The following is a 2,028-nucleotide window of genomic DNA, read 5'->3' as shown; positions in this document are numbered from 1 at the left end:
GAGCCGGCGCAGCTCCCGGCGGGTGACGGCGAGCGGGCGCAGCCCCGCCCGGGGCACGACCCGGGTCCGGGCGCCCAGCAGCCCCGCCTGGTGGGCCTCCACCGCGCAGAGCATCTGCAGCGGGGACTCCACCCAGGCCACGGCCGAACACTGATCCCGCGCGTGGTTCCGACCGTCCTGCTCCACGCCGGGCGATGACCCGTTCACGACCGCCCCAACGTAACGCGGCGGCCTTACGGGACCGGGAACCCCAGGTGAACAGCCGACCACGCTCCGTGGGAGGTAAAGCACCGTTCCAACCGGTTCGTCCGGGTGGAGATGGGAGATCATGAAGAAATGGAATTCGTGATTCTCAACAACGGCGTCCGCATGCCCCGGCTCGGTCTCGGTGTCTGGCAGGTGCCCGACGACGAGGCCGCCACCGCCGTGGCCACCGCGCTCGAGACCGGCTACCGGAGCATCGACACCGCCGCGCTGTACCGCAACGAGGAGGGCGTCGGCCGGGCCCTGCGCGCCTCCGGCGTGCCGCGCGAGGAGGTGTTCGTCACCAGCAAGCTCTGGAACGACGCCCACGGCTACGACGCGGCGCAGCGCGCGTTCGACGCGAGTCTGCGGCGGCTCGGCCTGGACTACCTCGACCTCTATCTGATCCACTGGCCGGTCCCGGCGCAGGACCTGTACCCGGAGGCGTGGCGGGCGCTGGAGAAGCTGTACGCCGACGGCCGGGTGCGGGCCATCGGGGTCAGCAACTTCACAGTGGAGCACCTGGAGCGCGTGCTGCAGGAGGGGAGCGTCGTCCCGGCCGTCAACCAGATCGAGCTGCACCCGCAGCTCCCCCAGGCCGAGCTGCGCGGCCACCACGCCGCGCACGGCATCGTCACGGAGGCGTGGAGCCCGCTCGGCCAGGGCCGGGGGCTGCTGGACGAGCCGGTCCTGGCCGAGGTCGCGGCCCGGCACGGGGTCACCCCCGCCCAGGTGGTGCTCGGCTGGCATCTGCGGCTGGGCAACGTGGTGATCCCCAAGTCGGTCACGCCGTCGCGGATCGCCGAGAACCTCGACGTGTTCGGGTTCGAGCTGGACGACGCGGACATGGCGGCGGTCGCCTCGCTGGACGCGGGCCGGCGCCTCGGCCCGGACCCCGCTACGTTCAACCAGGTGAGCTGAGCGCTCCTCCGCGACCGCTCGAGGGGCCGCCGCTCCCGGGCAGGGCTCGCCGCCGGGCGAGACCTGCCCGATTTTTTATGTTTATCGTTATTTTGCTGAATCGATGCTCCCCCTCGGCTCTCGGCCCGCACTCCTCCCCCGTCCTGACCGACCTTTTGCCGGTGCGTGACTCAGCCCGCCCGGCCTCCTCCCGATGAGGTCATGGACGCCGAATCCGCGACCCCGCGGAACCGGGGACCCACCTCCCCTTGGGGTGAATCAGCGCCCGCGCGCTGTAGGGCACTTCCTGGCCCGAACCCGTCAGCTAACCCGGTAGGCGGCACGGAAGCCGAGCAAGGAGTCGAACCCCCGCATGGGCAAGCACCGCCGTACCTCCCCCGCGAAGATCCGCCGCGTCTCCCCCCCGAAGACCGGCGGCGCCGCCCCCGCCTCCGCCTCGGCCCCCGCGAAGAGGCGGCGCCTGACCCACGTCCTGCTGGGCGCGTCGGTCACGCTGGCGGGCGGCGCCGTGGCGAGCCCTCCGGCCCACGCCGAGGCCCCCCTCCAGGCGCCGTCCGACGCCCTCTCCGGGATCGCCGGAGTCGGCGGGGGCCTGCCCGCCTCCGCCTCCGCCAGGACCCCCCTGCAGCTCATCGCCGAAGGGCTGCCCCGGGTCTCGGCCCGCGAGGTGCTCTCCATCGCCGAGAGCCAGATCGGCGTGGAGGAGAACGCCAAGGGCGGCGGGACCAGGTTCCACAGGTGGTACATGGACTCCTACCGCGCCGCGGAGACCGTCGAGCGCGACGGCGGCGCGATCCGCGGCTACGCCAACGCCCCCTGGTGCGCGATGTTCGTCTCCTGGGTCGGCGAGCAGGCCGGTCTGCG

Annotated in this window: 1 protein-coding gene, 1 pseudogene and 1 riboswitch; the gene and the pseudogene both read left to right on the top strand. The window is 72.8% G+C overall.

Annotated elements, in window-relative coordinates; all coding sequences use genetic code 11:
• Positions 1-336: 336 nt before the first annotated feature.
• Positions 337-1,164: an aldo/keto reductase gene (locus tag ACWJ6R_RS35350; RefSeq protein ID WP_449066381.1), complete on the top strand. Its 828-nt coding sequence runs from the start codon at positions 337-339 to the stop codon at positions 1,162-1,164.
• 196 nt (positions 1,165-1,360) lie between these two features.
• Positions 1,361-1,497: riboswitch (cyclic di-AMP (ydaO/yuaA leader) on the top strand.
• Positions 1,498-1,516: 19 nt separating this feature from the next.
• A pseudogene (locus tag ACWJ6R_RS35345) lies at positions 1,517-2,028 on the top strand (hypothetical protein); the annotation flags it as partial.

This window comes from Planomonospora algeriensis (genome assembly GCF_977012225.1).
This window is presented reverse-complemented; position numbering and strand designations above follow the sequence as displayed.

Excerpts from the sequence above, each read along its gene's own strand:
- ACWJ6R_RS35350 (WP_449066381.1), top strand. The coding sequence starts at position 337 with ATGGAATTCGTGATTCTCAACAACGGCGTCCGCATGCCCCGGCTCGGT.